Source organism: Haladaptatus rarus (assembly GCF_054177585.1).
The window spans coordinates 140,053-156,023 of record NZ_JBPEHG010000005.1 but is presented as its reverse complement, the minus strand read 5'-3'; the positions used below and the strand labels follow the sequence as shown (position 1 = coordinate 156,023).

14 protein-coding genes and 1 pseudogene are annotated in these 15,971 nt (G+C 57.7%); 8 read left to right on the top strand and 7 right to left on the bottom strand.

Annotated elements, in window-relative coordinates; genetic code table 11:
* Positions 1-136 precede the first annotated feature (136 nt).
* Positions 137-1,168 carry a DUF1616 domain-containing protein gene (locus tag ACR3FE_RS13720; RefSeq protein ID WP_458207717.1) on the bottom strand — a complete coding sequence of 344 codons (1,032 nt, stop codon included), beginning with the start codon at positions 1,166-1,168 and terminating at the stop codon, positions 137-139.
* Positions 1,169-1,272: 104 nt separating this feature from the next.
* Positions 1,273-1,548 (bottom strand): DUF8044 family membrane protein, encoded by a 276-nt coding sequence (locus ACR3FE_RS13715; RefSeq protein WP_458207716.1) that lies wholly within the window; start codon positions 1,546-1,548, stop codon positions 1,273-1,275.
* A gap of 266 nt (positions 1,549-1,814) precedes the next feature.
* Here ACR3FE_RS13715 and ACR3FE_RS13710 point away from each other — a divergent pair, with 266 nt between their 5' ends.
* Both ACR3FE_RS13710 and ACR3FE_RS13705 read left to right on the top strand, forming a co-directional pair.
* Positions 1,815-2,879 carry a DUF4350 domain-containing protein gene (locus ACR3FE_RS13710; RefSeq protein ID WP_458207715.1) on the top strand — a complete coding sequence of 355 codons (1,065 nt, stop codon included), beginning with the start codon at positions 1,815-1,817 and terminating at the stop codon, positions 2,877-2,879.
* A gap of 80 nt (positions 2,880-2,959) precedes the next feature.
* Positions 2,960-3,964, top strand: a complete 1,005-nt coding sequence (locus ACR3FE_RS13705; protein ID WP_458207714.1) for an AAA family ATPase — start codon at positions 2,960-2,962, stop codon at positions 3,962-3,964.
* Positions 3,965-4,027: 63 nt separating this feature from the next.
* Here ACR3FE_RS13705 and ACR3FE_RS13700 read toward each other — a convergent pair whose 3' ends face one another.
* The 3 genes from ACR3FE_RS13700 to ACR3FE_RS13690 all read right to left on the bottom strand — a co-directional run bounded on the left by ACR3FE_RS13700 (position 4,028) and on the right by ACR3FE_RS13690 (position 6,919).
* Positions 4,028-4,876 carry a DUF7982 domain-containing protein gene (locus ACR3FE_RS13700; protein WP_458207713.1) on the bottom strand — a complete coding sequence of 283 codons (849 nt, stop codon included), beginning with the start codon at positions 4,874-4,876 and terminating at the stop codon, positions 4,028-4,030.
* Between the two features lie 71 nt (positions 4,877-4,947).
* Positions 4,948-5,484, bottom strand: a complete 537-nt coding sequence (locus ACR3FE_RS13695) for a DUF8163 family membrane protein (protein ID WP_458207712.1) — start codon at positions 5,482-5,484, stop codon at positions 4,948-4,950.
* A gap of 1 nt (position 5,485) precedes the next feature.
* Entirely contained in the window at positions 5,486-6,919 is a 1,434-nt protein-coding gene (locus ACR3FE_RS13690) for a DUF58 domain-containing protein (RefSeq protein ID WP_458207711.1), read from the bottom strand.
* 102 nt (positions 6,920-7,021) lie between these two features.
* Here ACR3FE_RS13690 and ACR3FE_RS13685 point away from each other — a divergent pair, with 102 nt between their 5' ends.
* Together ACR3FE_RS13685 and ACR3FE_RS13680 are read left to right on the top strand one after the other, a co-directional pair.
* The gene (locus ACR3FE_RS13685; RefSeq protein WP_458207710.1) at positions 7,022-9,133 is read left to right on the top strand and encodes a carboxypeptidase-like regulatory domain-containing protein; all 2,112 of its coding nucleotides are present in this window, start codon (positions 7,022-7,024) and stop codon (positions 9,131-9,133) included.
* 1,188 nt (positions 9,134-10,321) lie between these two features.
* Positions 10,322-10,558: a hypothetical protein gene (locus ACR3FE_RS13680; protein ID WP_458207709.1), complete on the top strand. Its 237-nt coding sequence runs from the start codon at positions 10,322-10,324 to the stop codon at positions 10,556-10,558.
* A 608-nt stretch (positions 10,559-11,166) separates the two neighbouring features.
* Here ACR3FE_RS13680 and ACR3FE_RS13675 read toward each other — a convergent pair.
* Positions 11,167-11,427 carry a hypothetical protein gene (locus ACR3FE_RS13675; protein WP_458207708.1) on the bottom strand — a complete coding sequence of 87 codons (261 nt, stop codon included), beginning with the start codon at positions 11,425-11,427 and terminating at the stop codon, positions 11,167-11,169.
* 270 nt (positions 11,428-11,697) lie between these two features.
* Here ACR3FE_RS13675 and aglM point away from each other — a divergent pair.
* Both aglM and ACR3FE_RS13665 read left to right on the top strand, forming a co-directional pair.
* A pseudogene (gene aglM, locus ACR3FE_RS13670) lies at positions 11,698-12,993 on the top strand (UDP-glucose 6-dehydrogenase AglM).
* A 79-nt stretch (positions 12,994-13,072) separates the two neighbouring features.
* Positions 13,073-13,588 carry a metal-dependent hydrolase gene (locus ACR3FE_RS13665; protein WP_458207707.1) on the top strand — a complete coding sequence of 172 codons (516 nt, stop codon included), beginning with the start codon at positions 13,073-13,075 and terminating at the stop codon, positions 13,586-13,588.
* 273 nt (positions 13,589-13,861) lie between these two features.
* On the opposite strand, the gene ACR3FE_RS13660 is transcribed toward ACR3FE_RS13665, so the two are convergent.
* On the bottom strand, positions 13,862-14,161 hold the full coding sequence (locus ACR3FE_RS13660) for a hypothetical protein (protein WP_458207706.1): 300 nt from the start codon (positions 14,159-14,161) through the stop codon (positions 13,862-13,864).
* Between the two features lie 553 nt (positions 14,162-14,714).
* On the opposite strand from ACR3FE_RS13660, the gene ACR3FE_RS13655 reads away from it, so the two are divergent.
* On the top strand, positions 14,715-15,239 hold the full coding sequence (locus ACR3FE_RS13655; protein WP_458207705.1) for a DUF7342 family protein: 525 nt from the start codon (positions 14,715-14,717) through the stop codon (positions 15,237-15,239).
* Complete coding sequence (locus ACR3FE_RS13650) at positions 15,239-15,727, top strand: toxin-antitoxin system TumE family protein (protein ID WP_458207704.1); 489 nt, start codon at positions 15,239-15,241, stop codon at positions 15,725-15,727. Before ACR3FE_RS13655 ends, ACR3FE_RS13650 begins: the two co-directional genes overlap by 1 nt.
* Positions 15,728-15,971: the final 244 nt, after the last annotated feature.

Here is a 15,971-nt window from a genome sequence, read left to right as displayed (position 1 = left end):
TATTTAAACTACGGCTATCGTTCAAGTTGGGGTTCACTCGATACGCTCGATTGAATCCCGTCATACTCCGTTACTATCGGTCAATCTGTGGCCTACTGGCGTCGTCCGAGGTTCGCGCGTTTTGGCAATCGTCGCCTCACCGATTGGGTGCAGAGACGTTTACCCAGAGATGCGTCTCTCTGTACGCACTTTCTGCACTGATGTTCTGTGGCGGGTCACCTCGAAAGAGAAGATATTGCAGTTGGAGGTTCTCGCCCGTTGTCGTCGGGACTATTCTGTGGCTACGGTGCCACGTCTCCCCGTGTTCGAGCACCGGTCGAAACCGATGGAGGGTTCGCTGGTCGAGCACTCGAGTGGAACCGTTCGCCGTCTCCACTTGCCGCAGTCGGACGACCACCGTGTAGGCCGTCCGTCGCTGTTCATAGTTGCCGATTCCGACCGTCAGGTTCTTGCCTTCGCCACTCACATACTCCGTCGGATAGTCGTCCGCGAGAAGTTCGCCGGAGTCGCCCCTCGACAGCAGGTAGAACTCCGTGAATGCCGGATCCTGCTTCGGGACGGATAGCGCGTAGACGACGCTCGCAGTCGCGGCGAGCACAGAGACGATGAGGAGGACGTTCAGTAGCTTCTTCTTTCGACTGCCGGGATTCGAGAGACCCGAACGGGCCGAGACGAACCACCGCTCGTAGGGCACCCGAAATCGCTCGGACGGTGGGAGTCGCTGTCGTCGAACTGCCGCGAAGACGGCCAGTGTGACTGTCAGGACGCTCGTCACGGTAACGACGGTGGCGAAACGAACCCCGAACGTGAAATTGAGGAACAGGCCGACGAGTGCGACGAGAACGACGCTCAACGCCACGGAGAGTGCGACTCGTTCAACGCCGTCGATGCTCCTCCCATCGAAGTTGCCAGTTCCGCTCTCACTTTGCTCCTCGATCACGCCTTCGCTCGTGGCCGCGTTCTCCGGAAAGAGGGCAGCGACGAACGTGTAACCGGGAGCGAAGAGGACGAAAAGCGTGCCGAGGACGACCCGGAGCGGCGTCTCGGGCACGACTGGGACTGCTCTGAGGAGGACGGTCAGCGCCACGACTCCCAGTATCATCGCCAAATCAGGGGGGAAACGGCGGACGGAGCGTGGCAGCATCGACCAGACCGTTCGCAGATCCATGACGACCAATCATATTCCGTTCTTGGTAAAAAAGGTGTATGTATAGAACAACTCTGATAGCTCTCCCCGATAATTGAACGCCGAACGGTCGCAGTTCGAGCCTCTCAGAACGCACCTTCAGGGAGGATTTCGAGGACTCGTCGACTGACGAAGTAGACGGTGACGACAACCCCCAATAGGAGGACCCACTTCAGGCGTCTGCGCCACCGTGGAGCGACGTTGACCGGTGCCGTCAGTTCGACCAAGACGAGGAACCCGAGAAACGACGCCGCGAAGAATAGCTGCATCGACAGTGCACCGAGCAGTGCGAGCGTGTAGGCTACTGCGAGCATCCACACTACCTGTGCACGGACGAAGCGCGCCTGTCCCCGGGTCGTCATCTCTTTCCCATTCGAGGCTCCCACTGTAGTAGCTATCGGCTGTAGAACCGTAATTCCAATTCCGAGCGCGAAAATCTATCGCAACTCCGCCCGCGAGCCAACGCCAACGTTCTATGTGCTGAGCGGTGTAGGAGGGTCAGCATGGGAGGGTTGACCCGTCGATATCCACGTGGAGGGAGCGTTCCGAAATCGTTCACGGCCTCGCATTCGGATCCCGGAGCCTGCGGGGAGCGCCCGAGGACGACTCCGTCGGGGTCGGTGTGGCGATGAAGCGACTGCCCGAGGCGATTCCGGAACTGGCGTTCGCTACCATGGTGATCCTCCTCGTCGTCACGATAGTCATCGCTGGGAGCACGTCATCGCACGCGTTCAGCGCGTACAATACCGATTGGGACGGAACGAGCGACCTCCGTGTCATCGGCGGTGGAAGTGATGTACGGACGACGACCATCCACGATACGGCCGGATACAGCAACCACTCGCCCGAAAAAACCGTTGCGTTCGTCCTCTCGCCTGACTCGGCGTACGGTTCGACGGACTTCGCTCGTCTCACCGAGTTCGTCCGAAAGGGTGGCACGCTCGTCGTTGCCACCCAATCACCGACACCCTCCAACGAGTTGCTGGGCACACTGGACGTCTCGGCCCGCATAAACGGCCACCCTCTACGCGACGTCCAATCGAACTACCGATCATCGGCATTGCCGGTCGCGAACGACGTCGCAAATCGGTCGCTCGTCGCCGGGGTTGATTCGCTCACGCTCAACTACGGGACTGCAGTCGAACCGCACGAGGCTGCAGTACTCGTGAACACCTCGGAAAACGCTTACCTCGACACGGATCGAAACGGCCAACTCAGTGGTAACGAATCACTCGGAGAGCGCTCCGTTGCGACCGTAGAATCCATCGGCGACGGACAGGTCATCGTCGTTAGCGATCCGAGCGTATTCATCAACACGATGCTGGAACGTGAGGGGAACCGCCAATTCACCCGAGCCCTCCTCGCCCCCCATGACACGCTTCTCCTCGACTTCTCGCACGCCGCCGGACTCCCACCGCTGGTGTTCGCCGTACTCGTCGTTCGGGAGTCAGGCCTCCTCCAGCTTGGACTCGGTGTGCTGGCTATCGCCATCCTCGGGCAGTGGTCGCGTCCTTCCAACCTCATTCCCAAGGCCCGCGAATCGCTACTTCAGCGGTTCCGTGGGGACGATTCTCCATCAAACGTCCGCGCATCCAAGGCGGAATTAACCGCGTATCTTAAACGGCGCCATCCCGACTGGGACGACGAGCGAATCGATCGGGTCGTTTCGGCTGTCAAGCGCCGCCAACGATAGCTGTAGCCCCGAAGTAATCCAAATGAACTCCGCGGAACTAACCATTCGAGTTAACCGGCTTCGGGTGGTCACAGTCGACGATGACTGAACCGGCTGCTATCTACAACGACCTTCGTGAGGAGATACAGACCGTCTTGGTCGGAAACGAGGATGTCGTCGAAATCCTTACGATTGCTCTGTTGACGAGAGGACACGTCCTCATGGAGGGCGTTCCGGGCGTCGCAAAGACCACCATCGCCCGGTTGTTCGCCGAGGCGACGGGGTTAGACGCGAATCGAATCCAGATGACGCCCGACGTCCTCCCGGCCGACATCACGGGCACCCACGTTTATCGAGAACAGACCGGCGAGTTCGAACTCCAGCGCGGCCCGGTGTTCGCCAACTTGGTCCTCGCCGACGAAATCAATCGAGCCACCCCGAAGACCCAATCGGCGCTGCTGGAGGCAATGCAGGAGAAAACCGTCACCATCGAGGGTGAAACCCTCTCGCTCCCGACCCCCTTCATCGTCGTGGCGACCCAGAACCCGTTAGAGATGGAAGGAACGTACAAACTTCCCATCGCGCAACGCGACCGATTTCAGTTTAAACTCACCGTCAATACGCCCAAAAAGGACGATGAGCTAGCTCTGATTGATCGCTTCGACGACCGACCCACGATCGGCTCCGAACACGTCTCGCAGGTCGTTACCAGAGAGGAGATCTTCGCCGCACGGGAGGTCGTTGAGGACGTCCACGTCGACCGGGAAGTAAAGCAGTACCTCTGGGAGATCGTGAATGCGACGCGGAACAATTCCAACGTCGAACACGGTGGGTCGCCCCGGGCAATGCTATCGTTTTTAGAAGCGACCAAAGCTCGCGCAGCGATTCGAGGTCGGGAGTACGTAATTCCCGACGACTTGAAGGAGTTAGCCCGGCCGGTTCTCACCCATCGGTTGGTCACGAGTACCGAGGCCGGATTGAGTGACGTGACCGCCGGTAACGTGGTGGACGAAATCCTCGACGACGTGGAGCTGCCGGATGGAATTGATGCGGTGGCTCGGGAGGAGGGAGACGAGACGACGGTGAAAGACGTGACCAGTGAGTGACGGACGTAACCCGCAAACCACAGCCAACCCCTCTAAATCGCAGATAGTCCCTCCGAAGTACAGTTAGTCCTCGGTTTCTTCGGTCGCGTCCGAATCCCACTCGCAGGTGACTAACACATCGGCACGATCATCGGAATCCGTCGTCACCTCGGTCGTTACGGGGGAATCGAGTTCCGCCGCCATTCCAACCGCGAGGAACGACACAATCGGGTGATCGAAACGGTCGACCGATCCGTAGACGCTCCCCGCGACGGCAACCGTAACGCGCCCGCCGTCCGGGTCGGCGTCCGTCGTCGCGCTTTCGGCGAGTTCGAAGCTTTCGACGAGCGCGTCGGCCAACTGCGTCGCGAGAACGGCCGGATGCTCGGCGACTTCGTCAACCATCGAAGCTTCGAATTCTCGGTGAAGGCCGTCACCGGTCGGCGGTAGGGAGACGCCGCGCTCGAACTCGTTTTCGGCGACGACGAACAGGGCAGCTAACCGTTTGGGATTGGGCACGACGTACTCCGAGTGCTGGGGAACGAATAGGCGGACGCCCGAGGACGCATCGTCGGTCGTCTGCGCCGGGGCGTATACGCGATCGTCCTGGAGGCCGAGATCGGAGACAAGTCGGTCTCCAGTCTCTGCGAAGGCAGCGTAAATTCGCTCGCCAGTCCCCGCAGACACATACCGTTCGGGGGTGAGGTAAAAAGTCAGGATGCCACCGAACAAGCCGGTACCGCCGAGAGCGAGGAGGACGGTTCGAGAACCGGGAAGTGCGAACGCACCAAGTACAGCCAAAACGCCGACCGCGAGCAGCCCGATCGCGGTTCGACGATGGGTGGTCTGTCGGGCGCGGACGTACTCCTCGCGGAGTCGGCGGTTCTCCTCGGCGAGCAGTTCTATCTGCGCGGCGAGATCCGCATTGGCCATCGTATTCGAAGCTTCCTTCCGACTCGTCTCAGTGGCTCGGGAAATGTCTGTCCGCTCGACGCCATCACGGCTCACGTGCCATCACCCCGTTTACGGACGTCGCTTCCGAGTTCGAGTGTAACGAGTTGGTAGCGATGCAAGCCGTAGGCGATGATCACGAACGTGACGATCAACAGAACGGCGGCAGTTGGAAGTCCGATTCGCGTCGCTGTCGTCTGAAATCCGAGAATCGAACTGCCACTCATCCACGCGATCGAGCTGCCGAAGAGTATCCCTCCGAGGGTAACTGGTATCGGGTTCACGGGATTGTCGTACGCGATTACGGGGGCGAACAGGACGCCCACCAAACTGGCCTCGACCACGGCGATTTGAACGAGGTCGGCACCAGACAACAACGCGACGAGTGCTACCTGCCCGAGTGCGAATGCGTACGTCGACGAGAGCATGTACCACGCGGTTACGATGAGGGCAGCCGCGACGATTCCGGGTGCGCCCGCAAATGCGATGAGTGCACCAGACGCAAGCAGTGTTTCTACTCCGCCGAGTCGGGTGCGCTCTGGAGCAGCGTCGACGGCCCGCTTCACCTCAGAATCGTTCGTCGCAATCACATTAACCCGCCTCCTCCGCCTCTCGTTGGGCACTGTTTGTCGATAGCACCGCCTCTAGTCGGTCGCCCGGTTCGATCGCTATTGCCGAGACGCGGTCGATACGTGCGAGCTCGCGTCGGAATCGCTCGAATTCGGTGTACCGCTCGTAGGCGACGTCGAAGTCGGTCGCGTCGAGCTCGAACAAGGCCGTTGGCGTCAGAAACACCAGTACGTGATCGGCGTACTGTCGCGCGAATTTCACCGTCTCACGGGTCTTGGTAGGGTTCGTGTCGTCGGTGATCACCACGGTCGTTTCCACACCGCCTAACTGGCTGAGGTACGACCGGACGACGCCGTAAAGCGGGTCGCCGGTGATTTGTTCGACGTACGGGTCGGCTTGTGCCAAGAACGGGTGCAGTCGGGTGGCGAAAGCCGAGCCATCGTCACGAAGACGGCGTGAGTGTCTTCGAACGTCCGCAGGCGAGCGTGCGGTCTCGAACGTCTCGTCGCCCTCTCGGGCATCTTGCACGGATAGCTCCCGGATTCGACGCTCAATCGATTCGTATACGTCGTCGCTGGCAGCGAGTGGTTGGTGGAGGAGAAGGCCTTCTTCACCTACCGTGTAAACGCCGATGGGTTCACCCCGATTTCGGATGTGTCGGACGACGTCGAGTGCGACATGTCGCGCGTAGTCGAACATCGTTTCACCGCTGGATCCGACCGCCATCGAGGGACGACAATCCAGGAGGAGGACGGTTCGGTGATCTGTTTGGGTCTCGAACTCCCGGACGTGTGGTTGGTCGAATCGCGCGGTCGCGTTCCAGTCGATTCGACGCACTGGGTCGCCGGGGATGTACGGACGAATATCCGCCAAATCGATACCGGAACCGCGCTCGTCGACGACATGATCGCTATAGGCCGTGACCAATGGCTCACCACCCACGTGGATGTTCCTCAGCCCCCGTGGGTTCACGGTTATGCTTGTTTCCGAACCGATAGAAAACGTCGTTCGAAAGCGCCCCGTCTCGTCGGTCGCGATCACCGTCGATGAGTCGAATTCGAACTCGCCAGCCAGCGGACACCGAACCGTGAAGGTTTCACTCGCAGTGCGGTCGCCGACACCCAACGAGACTCGTCGACTCCCCTCCGTTTTGACACCGACCGGTGGTTTCGCCCGTATGTCGAGTGCCACGGGAGACGCGCGTGGTAACTCGACCGTCAGGACGATTTTCACATCGTCTTCGACGTGAACTACATCTCGATCCGGCGACTGGACTATCGAGAGATCAGCGGAGACGCCCGAGACCGACCGAACGAAAGCGTACTGGCGGGCGACCAGCCAACCGCCGATTCCAGCGGCCCCAATCAGCAAGAACGGGCGGGAGAAGAAGACGGCAAGTCCGGTCAGGGTCACGAGGAGTCCGGTCTCTCCCCAATAGCGTCGCGTTACCTCCATAGGGAGGGAAACGGTGCTTCGATAGTTCAAGCTATTGGTGGCTCCAAACATCGAACTCACGCATCCATCAGACGTATTACGGAGGCAAGAGTATCACGTTGTGTGAATGGGGGAACGGGGGGCGGTACACTGGTAGTCGTCGTTATCATACTCACGGTGACGGCGAGTACGTCGGTGGTCGTCGACGCATCAGGCCTCGACGGTACGGTCGACGATCGAAGTGCCAACGACGAGGTTGCCGAATCGCTCCCATCCCAAAACAACACGACAGTTCGTCACAAGAACCCGAACGAGATTCGAAAGGAGGAGGAACTGAGCGAGTGGCAAGTGTGGCTCGCCAGAGAGGCCGCCGGGAGATATTCGAAGCGCGTCAACGTGAGTCAGTCGGACCGTGAACTCGCGCGGAGATTTCTCGATAACAACCCTAAGTACGCGGAACTTGCCGATCTGTACACCGCAGACGCCATCGAAACCGGTAACGATAGCGAGAATCAACCATCGGATCGGCTTTTAGCCGTTGGGGAACTCCAGCAGAAATTCTTCGCCGACGTGCAACAGTATCGACAAACGCTTCGAAAGTATCGCCACGCGCGGAATCGGAACGCGACGCTACAAGCTCGACGATATGGGCACGAACTCGAACGTCATGCAGACGAAATCAATCGGACTGCAGTCCGATTCAACGATAGTTACACGAACCTCTCGTCAGCGGAACAGGCAAAATTGGACAATTCTACGCGAGACATCGGCCAGATGCGAGCCAACGTCATCGAAACCCAATCGACCGTCAGGAACCGTACATTCGTCCCGACTTCGCTGACGGTTTGGACCGTTGGGTCGAACGGGTCGTTCACCGAACCCGTACAGCTCGGCGGTCGATTGGAAACCGACAATGGCATGGCCATCTCGCATCGGAACGTAACGTTGCGAATCAACAACCAGACTCTCCGGACGAGAACCGATTTCTATGGGGAGTTCAATGTTGAATACCGTCCGACGCTTCTTTCGGTCGGCAAACATCACGGTTCAATCCAATTTCAGCCTGCGAACACGTCGGTCTATTCGAGTGCGAATGCGACCGTCGGATTCACAGTTCAGCAGGCAACTCCGAACGTAACGATAACAAACCGAACCGCGCACGTGGGATACAATGAGACGCTCGTTGTCAATGGAACCGTCGGGGCTGATGGAGTCGGTGCATCGAACATTCCACTCACTGTAACGGTCGATGGAAAACCAGTCGGTCGAACGAAGACCGGGTCGAATGGGTCGTTCGGATTAGCGACACGGTTCCCCGCGAACGTCTCGAATGGCCCCCAGCGTGTCCGTGTACGTGTGGCACTGTCAGACCGAGCGCTCGGATCAACGAACGCTTCGACACGAGTCCGCGTCGAAGCGACCCAAACCTCGGTGTCGATATCAGATACGAGGGTGTTCAACGAAACTGCGTTCGTTTCCGGTCGGCTCACGACAGGCGATGGGGTACCGTTGGCGAATCAGACGATCCAACTTCGGATCAATGGAACGGTCGTCGGGAGTACAACGACGAACGAGACTGGAGGATACGCCACGATCGTGGCCGTCCCACCAGGACTCCAGAACAGTGACTCGACCGTTCATATCGTCGCAGCGCACTCGTCCAAGGGGAATCTCGAATCTGCACGGTCGGATGCAGCCCTGACGTTCTCGTCGGGCGACACGAAGTTCTTCCCCGAACGAGTTCAACGTGGCATCGCTGGTGCACTCGGCGTCGCAGTGCTCGGCACATTCGTCTGGCGGTTATTTGCGAGCGACGAATCGCTCGAAAGCTCGGATAACGATGACGATAAGACGCGGTCGGCGAGCGATATCACCGACACGTCCGGTCGCCCATACGACACCCTACTCAATTCGGCGACTGCGTTCCTCTCCAACGAACAGTTCGACGCTGCTGTTGTGACTGCGTATGCAGCAATTCGTCGCCGACTCTACCATGGGGATTCAGGAACTCATCCCACACACTGGGAACTTTTCGCGGATTATCGAAATGGCGACCTTTCAGACGAGCAACTCGAGCGAGTTAAACGACTGACCAAAACGTACGAACGAGCCGCGTTCGCGGCAGAATCGGTTCCCAAAGACGAGGCGACAGAAGCCGTCAGCATCGCAAAGTCGCTCAATCGGGAGGAGGATGAGTCGTCGAAGGAAGACACAACCGACTTCTCCCCTACCTGACTCCCCACCGTGAAACGGCCCTCTTGTGAAACGCGAACACTCCTCGAACCACCTATCGAAGATACCGATGAGGATACGATCACTGGTAAATCAGCAACCAATCTTGAGCGTCGGGTACTACACAGCGAGGGCAACATTCGGCCATAGTTCGGCCATTTGGATATCCTTCTATTGCGGGTGTAGAGGCGACCAACTGTCCTTCTCCACTCGGTTCAAAGAGGCTTAACGTTGCTCTGTTCCCCGGAGGAAACGGTAATAATCCGGTAAGTTACGGATACCACTTTCTAATCGCTCACGCTCGATCGGTAATATCTAGTTGAAACTCTGTCGTTTCGAGTAACAAGCCAATACATCATCCTAGTTATCAAAATCTAGATGGGCAGATGATTACAGATATAGGCTTGTAATGGAAGGCAGTATCACTTGACTCTGTCACCACTGCTTTTAAGGACGCCCGCGGCCAATGAGACCTGCTTAGTATAATAAATATTATATATGTTATCGCCGTGTGTCCGCTGAAAACGGAGTCCGGCGAGAAAGCCAATGATGCCTGAACTGGAAAGAAAACGATCGTATCCCGGATATTGGGATGGTCATCTCGATTGACAAAAATCATACACGAGTCCTTTAGACAGGGATGAGATGAACGGTTGGCCAGTACTGTCGACGCACTATTAAAGCGCACCGCGTGCTTATCAATTACTGAAGATCGGGAAGTATATTTCGCTTCCAAAAGTTTAGAATTTTCAAATATAGATAAAGTTCGAATAAGAAATTATATCGCTATTTTATTCAGGAATAACAGTTCTAAACCCCCTACAAATACAATATATTGGATAGAATAACAGATAAACACTACATTCGATGATTCTTAGAACGTATATTTATATGTCAATCGTGGATATATTTTCCTTTTTCCAATTTTTATGTGGCGAACTTAAAGATTGGTAGATATGGCAATACTGAGAGGCTCCATCCCGGGAGCGTGAAAACCATCTCGTGAGACACGTGTCGGTCATCGTCCGACCGGTCGACTGCTACGGGCCGCACGAACACTACAGCGAATACCAAAGTGTCGTGCCGATCTTCATCTGGAAGGCCCTGGACGAAGAACCAAACACTGTCTATCAAGGCCACTGACGAATATTCGATTACGTAGGCGATACTGCGACAACACTGGCGAACATCGTGGATAACTTTTATTCGGGAGAGGTGTACAATCTCGGTGGGAATCCCGACCGGGAGATCGACATCCGGGAGCTATCGGATCTGATCCTGGATCACCTCGACATGGACGGTTCGCTGGTCACATACGAGGAGAAAGAGGAGATGACCACCGACGTGAAGCGAATCAACAGCAGCAAGGCGAGACGACAGTTGAACCACGAACTGACCGTCCCGACGAAGAGGATGGTGTTCTCGTAGCTCCAATCCAGTTTGTGGATATCGTATCCCGGATTGAATACGTCGACATCGGCGCCGTTGTAGACCGATCTCGTCTACTCGCACTCGACTCCTCGGTCAACGATGTCGTTTGCAGCGAAGTCCGAGACTGCGATGACGCGATTCGAATTCGCATAGGCACGTTTCTACAGGAGATTCGTCGTCGGTAAGCACAGTCTTTCTCTGATGGTCTGTGGGTCGTCCCAGTGATGGGAATGAGTCATCAACGGCGTTCCCCACGTTTTCCGAAGGGTCGGCGTGAAGGCGTGGACGACACCCGAGTCTCGGTTCAGAGGTTCGAACGAGCTCAAACTAGAAATTAATAGGGAGGAGAACTTAGTGACGTGCAGTACTTCCATCGTGAGTTAGTACAGGTTTCGGAATCTCTGACTGTCGGTCGTCTAGGTGGTGACTTTCCATTTGTGAAAAACTCCGTTAACGATTCTAACTGTTGGGGTTCAGCCGGTTACAGGCCGTTGACGAACTATCGTAATACTATCGGTAATCGAAGCGAAGGACTGACGAAAACGAATTCGGCGAGTACTCAACTGAAGACGGATGGATCGCTCACGGTCGCAAATAGAAATTGCTTAATCGTATTTGCAGTGGCCGACACGCTCGCCCGGTTTCTCCGGCATTTCCTCGTCTTTGTCGTGGGCGTCTCCACCGGGGTCGTTTTCGTCCTTATCGTGGCCCTTCGCTTCACCTATATTTTGGCCGGGTTGTTCCTCTCTCGACCCGAATTTGTTGCAGTCGTGGTCCTTACACCCGGCAAGCGACATCCCGCTCATACCAACGATACCGCCTGCTGCTGCGCCAGCTCGGATGAACTGTCGTCGTGTCTGTTTCATCGTCTTTCCTCCAGCAACACCACGCACCGAGCAGTTACTTTGTTATCCACTTCTTGCAAGATAAAGTGTCGAAGAGCGACGACGGTAACCAATAGTACTGCGGCTGTAACGGTCAAAATACCGAATCAATAGCGGAGAATAAACATCGGTGACGTGATCCATTTTTCCACTCCGTGAGACGTTTCCTATTCTTCGCCGGATACCTTCGTAGTTCCCAGAAAAGCACGACGGCCACATAACCTGAAAGGGGTAGACGTCGATGATCGAACGATGAACATCAGTATCGTCGGAAGCGGCTACGTCGGCACGACGATCGCCGCCTGTCTTGCCGAGTTGGGTCATTCCGTGACGAACGTCGATATCGACACCGATGTCGTCGATGCCATCAACGAGGGGACGCCACCGATCTACGAACCCGGTCTCGACGAACTCGTCGCAACACATGCGGGCGATCGACTCGCCGCCACGACCGATTACGGTGCTGTCCGAGACACCGACGTTACGTTTCTCGCTCTCCCGACGCCATCGAACGACGACGGGAGCATCGACACCTCGTACGTGGAGGCTGGGGCTGAGCAAGTGGGAGAAGAACTAGCGACGAAAGATGGGTCGCATGTGATCGTGACGAAAAGCACCGTCGTCCCCGGAACGACCGAGGAAGTGATCGAGCCACAGGTCGTCGCGGCGTCCGGAAAATCGCCGGACGAAGAGCTCCACGTCGCCGTGAACCCGGAGTTCCTCCGCGAGGGGAGCGCGGTATCGGATTTTCTCGACCCCGACAAAGTGGTGTTCGGCGCACGAACGCAGACCGCGCGAGAGACGGTGAAGTCCGTATTCGAACCACTGGTCGAGCGAACTGACACCCCCATCGTCGAAACGGGACTTCGGGAAGCCGAGATGATCAAGTACGCGAACAACGCGTTTCTCGCCGCGAAGGTGAGTCTCATCAACGAGATCGGGAACATCTGTAAAGCGTACGATGTGGATGCCTACGAGGTTGCAGACGCCATCGGATTGGACGACCGTATCGGCTCGCGATTTCTCGGAAGCGGTGTCGGATAGGGTGGCTCCTGCTTTCCGAAGGATATAGCCGCGCTCATCGCTGCCGCTCGTGAGCGCGACTACGAGCCAGAGCTCCTGTCGGCCGCAGTGCGCGTCAACGACGCACAACCACGACGGATGCTCGACTTGCTCGAAGACCACGTCGATATCGCTGGAAAGCGCGTGGCAGTTCTTGGACTGGCATTCAAATCGGGCACCGACGACGTTCGTAATTCTCGGGCGACTCCCGTCATCGAAGGACTCCGGAACCGTGATGCGGAAGTCATCGCGTACGACCCGGTCGCGGTCGAGCAGATGCGCACGCGCGAACCCGAGATCACGTTCGCAGACTCCGCCGTGGACGCACTTGACGGGGCTTCCGGCACACTCGTGATGACGGATTGGGCCGAGTTCGCCGACCTCGACGAAGAGTTCGACGTGATGGCCAAACCGGTCGTCGTCGATGGGCGACACGTCGTCGAACGCCGGACAGGGCTGACCTACGAAGGGCTGACCTGGGACTGAGAAGTTCACTGAGCCGAACGAAACCGGTCACTATGGCGGGCCAAAGCCGGTAAACAGCAGGCACACGACAGAGATATCGATGTGGCCATGGGGACATCTCGCGGTGGGGTATCTCGCGTATTCGCTCTACATCCACGTCCGCCACCGTCGCGCCCCGACCGGTTCCGAAACGCTTCTCCTCGCCATCGGCACCCAGTTTCCCGATCTCATCGACAAACCGCTCGCGTGGACGTGGAATATCCTCCCGTCCGGACGTTCGTTCGCCCATTCGCTTTTCACGATGATACTCGTCATCGCGGTGGTACGCAGCGTTTCGCGGCGTGTCGGCAGACCGCTGTTGGGGCAGGCGTTCGCTATCGGATATCTCTTGCACCTACCCGCTGATGGGCTGGCCCCGTTCGTCTCGGGTGAGTATGAGTACCTCGCATTCCTGCTCTGGCCGGTCGTTCCCGCACCGGACTATGGATTCGAACCAGGCATCCTCGCCCACCTTTTGGCGTTCGAACTCTCGGGCGTGGCGAAAACCGAACTGCTCATCTTTGGTTTCGTCTTCGTCATCTGGATCTACGACGGTGCGCCAGGGACTCGACGCTAGAAGAGTTAAAATCATCCTCGGAACCCATTCGGAACATCGTGAGTCGACGCGGAGCGTGTACTGTCGCCGACAGAGAACGAATTATTGAGTACACCAGAATAAGTGGATGGTGAATACTATCGATATCTTCGCTCAACAACCAGCAGACAAAGGGAACTGATTCGTTTTTTACTTTGCATCTCGGTCGTGGCTGCCGGCCGAAGGCCGGGAGCGGTGGGTGGGGCGGTGGGCGTGGGTGGCTGGAATCGAAAAAAGAACGACCCGCCCGTTTCGCTATCCGACCCTTCTCACCTCGCGCTCACTTGTTAACACGATGTGCGGCTCAGCCCGTCCGTGCCGCTCTTCGTAGGCGTCGTACAACGCTTGAGAGTAGCGTGCGATCACGCTTTTCGACGGTGGACACATCCCGCTCACTGCCTCCGCAACTTGCGCTTGAGTCACCGTCTTGCCGTCCGTTATTCGATCCGCCGCGTAGACGGCCGCACCCGCAATGGCGACTCGTGACGTCCCTGGCCCGACTGGTACCGTGTCGGCCACCTCGAGAAGGTGCTCACCCAGCCGTGCGAATGCCAACACAGTCCGCGCATCCAACTTGTCATCTAACGCCGCCAACAATCGCTATCACGACTGGCCATCTCCTGCGCGCGCTCGCTCGCGCCCAGGGGCGCTCGCGAAGGCGCGAAGCGAGCGCGCGCGATCGGCAGTCACACAAACCAGTCCGCGCGCTGACCGGCCGACGCGAGCGGCCAGCATACAAGCCGGTTTCGTGTCCGTCGACCAGCGGGAGACGCAACCGAAAGTGCGCTTGGTGCTGGCGTCGAAACCAGATGCCCGGAACGGCCGCAGGCCGCACGCCCGGACTGGTCGGTCGCGAGCGATGCGGAGGGCGGCACGCGGCGAGCGGTCGGGCCGTCGAACATCAGTTGAGCAGACTGCTGTCTCAGTTCACACACCACGGGCCGAGAGTGAGTGATGCTAGCGTCTCGGTTCCCCTCAAGTCAAGATGCATCGCATACCGAACGGCGAGAGAGGCACACGCGGGAGTCCTGCAGAGCGAGCCGTGTAAACAGGCGGGTCAATATAGGTTCCCAAAGCGTAATATATTTCGCTACCTAATGAACAAACGATGACCGACGATATCCCGCCTGACGTAAACGAGCAGGTGGAAGCTGAATGGGTTGACGAGACGACACCATTTGAGCGCGTGCGGAGTGTGATGAAACGAACCTATGACCCACAACCCGTACGGACAATCGCTGAACGTGCCCGAACGAGCGAGAACACGGCGCGCAAGCACCTGCGCCACCTCGCAGAGGATGGATACGTGGTCGAAACCGCAGCCCCCGAGACCAGTGGGGCACTGTACAAGCGGTCAAACGAGTCGCTCGTCCTCGACCAGGCAAATCGCATTCTGTCCGAGGTCGATTCTTCTACGCTGGTCACTCGCGTCGCGGAGATGCAAGAGACGGTGCGGTCGTACCGCGAGGAGTATGACTCGGACTCGCCTGCAGATGCGGTGGTATCGGATGCCGAGATCGACCGTGCAACACTTCAAGAATGGCAAACAGCGCGTCGAAACCTTGGCTTCGCTAAAGTCGCGCTCGCCGTGAGTACTGCAGAACAAGACCTCCAGTCGACGCAGGTGCCGTGATGCCGACATCAGACGGCAGTCTCGACACAGCCGAGGAGTCACGTGCAACGCGTGGGCCGATCGATGGACCCAGTCTCTTCGATTTTCGAGATGAATTCGAGCGACTAGAGCCGTTGGCAACGGGTGCCCCAGATGATGTCGTGAATCCGATGGTACTGCACCTAACGCTGACCGATGGTGTCGGCACGGCCACCGACGCCCGACTGGACGTGAAGTGGACGACACGCAACGACTACAATATTCATTATACCGATTCAGCAGGTCGCAACCTCAGGTGGGATATTCATCCACACGACTATCCGCGGCCAGCGGATGACCGGCATTTCCATCCACCGCCGACCGCCTCGAACGACCCACAGAACGTGGCAGAATCTTGCATCGGAGTCACCGAGGTCGAACTCGTTGCGCGAGGAGTTCACGCGTTGTGGCGGCGAGCGTACGACCGCGAAACGTTCGAAGAGATTAATGAAGTTGAGAATCCGCCGTAAACTACTCCGCCCGACACGCTTCAGACGGTGAGGTCGGTGTATCTGTCCGTGATCCGCTGTGCAGGAACCGACCGACTAACCCGCTGGCGTTCCGGGAAGGTGCGAACCAAGGCCCGGCCGAGGGGGACGGCGAGCGGACGAACCGGTAGCGAACACCAACTAACACCAGTAGCAACCGCCACAATCTACAGGGTGGGGTTGAAAGGGGTCGGCGGCTCGACGAACCCCGACGACGTTCTCGTGA

Coding starts and splice junctions, on each gene's coding strand:
- ACR3FE_RS13720 (WP_458207717.1), bottom strand. CDS start 1,168: ATGGATCTGCGAACGGTCTGGTCGATGCTGCCACGCTCCGTCCGCCGT.
- ACR3FE_RS13715 (WP_458207716.1), bottom strand. CDS start 1,548: ATGACGACCCGGGGACAGGCGCGCTTCGTCCGTGCACAGGTAGTGTGG.
- ACR3FE_RS13710 (WP_458207715.1), top strand. CDS start 1,815: ATGAAGCGACTGCCCGAGGCGATTCCGGAACTGGCGTTCGCTACCATG.
- ACR3FE_RS13705 (WP_458207714.1), top strand. CDS start 2,960: ATGACTGAACCGGCTGCTATCTACAACGACCTTCGTGAGGAGATACAG.
- ACR3FE_RS13700 (WP_458207713.1), bottom strand. CDS start 4,876: ATGGCCAATGCGGATCTCGCCGCGCAGATAGAACTGCTCGCCGAGGAG.
- ACR3FE_RS13690 (WP_458207711.1), bottom strand. CDS start 6,919: ATGGAGGTAACGCGACGCTATTGGGGAGAGACCGGACTCCTCGTGACC.
- ACR3FE_RS13675 (WP_458207708.1), bottom strand. CDS start 11,427: ATGAAACAGACACGACGACAGTTCATCCGAGCTGGCGCAGCAGCAGGC.
- ACR3FE_RS13665 (WP_458207707.1), top strand. CDS start 13,073: ATGTGGCCATGGGGACATCTCGCGGTGGGGTATCTCGCGTATTCGCTC.
- ACR3FE_RS13655 (WP_458207705.1), top strand. CDS start 14,715: ATGACCGACGATATCCCGCCTGACGTAAACGAGCAGGTGGAAGCTGAA.
- ACR3FE_RS13650 (WP_458207704.1), top strand. CDS start 15,239: ATGCCGACATCAGACGGCAGTCTCGACACAGCCGAGGAGTCACGTGCA.